This window comes from Staphylococcus sp. HMSC62B09 (genome assembly GCF_001839115.1).
Lineage (GTDB): Bacteria > Bacillota > Bacilli > Staphylococcales > Staphylococcaceae > Staphylococcus > Staphylococcus haemolyticus.
The window spans coordinates 32833-33033 of the sequence record NZ_KV840124.1; the positions used below are offsets into that span (position 1 = coordinate 32833).

At 32.8% G+C, this 201-nt stretch carries 1 pseudogene; it reads right to left on the reverse strand.

The annotated features are described in order from the left end of the window. A pseudogene (locus HMPREF3265_RS12865) lies at positions 1–201 on the reverse strand (pathogenicity island protein); the annotation flags it as partial.

Genomic DNA, 201 nt, shown 5'->3' on the forward strand with positions numbered 1-201 from the left:
TTTTTAGTCGATAAGCGTTTCTCTAAGGCTTTCAGTTTCTTCTCATTACTATCAAAGGTAGTATATAGTGCATCAGCCTCATCATCTTGTGAGTTAGCAATTAATTCTTTATATTTTGCTTTATCTTCTTCAATTCGTTGAGTAAGTTCCTGACGCTCATTTTCAAGTTTATTGATATTCTCTCTTTGACCTGTGACATAT